The 1,893-nt window shown below is 71.9% G+C and carries 3 protein-coding genes; 1 reads left to right on the plus strand and 2 read right to left on the minus strand.

The genetic code is table 11. The features are described 5' to 3' along the window. Positions 1-331: DUF1707 domain-containing protein (locus ESO86_RS19290; protein ID WP_165308084.1), on the plus strand; the 331-nt coding region annotated here is incomplete at its 5' end. A 50-nt stretch (positions 332-381) separates the two neighbouring features. On the opposite strand, the gene ESO86_RS16155 is transcribed toward ESO86_RS19290, so the two are convergent. Both ESO86_RS16155 and ESO86_RS16160 read right to left on the minus strand, forming a co-directional pair. Further along, positions 382-1,473 (minus strand): NYN domain-containing protein, encoded by a 1,092-nt coding sequence (locus ESO86_RS16155; protein ID WP_129235866.1) that lies wholly within the window; start codon positions 1,471-1,473, stop codon positions 382-384. Positions 1,474-1,549: 76 nt separating this feature from the next. Next, positions 1,550-1,893, minus strand: a 344-nt coding sequence (locus tag ESO86_RS16160; RefSeq protein WP_165308088.1) for a serine hydrolase, incomplete at its 5' end; no start/stop codon positions are given.

The raw sequence follows: 1,893 nt of genomic DNA on the forward strand, positions 1-1,893 counted from the left end.
CGCCGTGACGCGCGGCGACCTCGCGCCGCTGTTCGCCGACCTCCCGGCGGCCGCACCACGACCCGCCGCCCCGACCGTGTCGGAGCCACCCCTGACCTGGGCGCCCGTCCCCGAGCCGACGGCGCCCATGGGACGACGCTCCAGGGCCCTCGGCGGTCGGGTCGGCGACACGATCATGGCGCTCTCGCCGTTCATCGCCCTGCTGCTGTTCTTCGGGTTCGGGTTCTGGGTTCCGGGCGGGTTCACCTGGGCGTGGCTGTTCTTCTTCCTCATCCCGATCACCGGCATCATCGTCTACGGCGGCGGTTCGGCGAAGGAACGGGACCGCTGACCGGAGCGTGCTGACCGGAACCCGGGACAGGCGCGAGCGCGCGGTTCCGGTCAGCCCTTCTTCGGTCGGATGCGCACGCGGTTCTGGCCCGTCGTCTCGTCGAGCTCGACCACTCCGCCGCGCGACTTCAGGAAGTCGGTGAACGAGGCGAACCCGAGTCGCCGTTCCTGGAACGACGGATCCATGCGCAGCATCTGGTTCTTCACCGCGCCGCTCGACTGCCACTCCTCGTCGGACTTCGCGCGCAGCAGTTCGAGCGCCTTCAGCAGCAGTCGACCCGGGTTCCGCGTCGTGCCCGAGGGGCCCTCGTCGACCGCCTCTCCCGGCGCGACGAACTGGACCGCGGTCGTCGGAGCGGCCGGCCGGTCGGCGGGCGCGTCCGCGTCCGCGTCGGCCGAGGCATCGGTGGATGCGCCATCCGCCGACTTCTTCGTCGAGGCGCGTCGGCGGCGTGAGGGGGCGGGCTCCTCCTCGGGAGGAGATCCGGCCGAATCCGCCTTCTTCGCCGCCGCCTGCCTGCCGCCGCGGCCGGAGCCGGACTGCGGCGCTGCCGCGCCGGCCTCGTCGTCGGCCACCGCGGCATCCGTCGCCAGCAGCGCGTCGTAGTCGGCGTACTCGTCGCACGCGGCGGTGAGCGCTCGGCTCGTGCCGCCCGCGACGCCGATGCCGACCACGTACCGGCCGAGGCGCTTGGCCTTCTGCGCGAGCGCCACGTAATCGGAGTCGCCCGCGACGATCACGATGTGCGAGAGGTCGTCGATGCGGAACATGTCCTCGACCGCGTCGACCGCGAGGCGGATGTCTGCGCCGTTCTTCGTCGCCGACAGCGGGAAGAGCTGCACGAGGTCGACCGCACGGTCGATGAGCTGGCCGCGATAGCTCGCATTCACGGGCGTCGACCAGTCGGCGTAGGCGCGCGCGATCGCGATCGTGCCGAACGTGGCCGCGAAGTCGAGGACGGCGTCGACGTCGACCGTCGCCTCCTTCAACCGCTCGGCGGCCTTGGTGCCGGGCGAGACCGTCTTGGTCCGCGAGGTGTCCTTGCGGTATTGCATGTCACCGTGCAGCTGGTCGTACCGCGAGATGACGATGTTGTCGAAGTCGAAGTAGAGGGCGACGCGGGGTTCTGCCGAAGCGGGCATGGGGACCTTCCGTCGGGGTGTCCCTCGATCGTATGCCCGCCGCCTGACGGTCGACAGGGAGCGCGCGGAGCGCGGCTCAGCCGGCCGCGGCCACCGCGTTGTGCAGTTCGTCGGCGTCCACGCCGAATCGGCCGAAGCCGCCGCCGAGGTTCGTCATGAGCACGAAGCACACGCCGAGCGACGGCGTCACCCAGAACTCCGTGCCCGCCCAGCCCCCGTGGCCGAACGTGTCGGTCGTGAGCAGGCCCGGCGCCGAGTGTCGCAGGTTCCACGCGAAGCCCCAGTCCTGCCCGCGCGAGGCGGGGTAGGGCTCGAGCTTCGGCAGGCCGGCGGTCAGCGGCCGCAGCATGGCCGCGGCGGTGACCGGCGCGACGACGGCGCCGTCGTTCCGGAGCAGGGTGCTGCCGAGCGCGAGCAGGT

It is taken from the genome of Agromyces binzhouensis (assembly GCF_004135055.1).
Classification (GTDB): domain Bacteria; phylum Actinomycetota; class Actinomycetes; order Actinomycetales; family Microbacteriaceae; genus Agromyces; species Agromyces binzhouensis.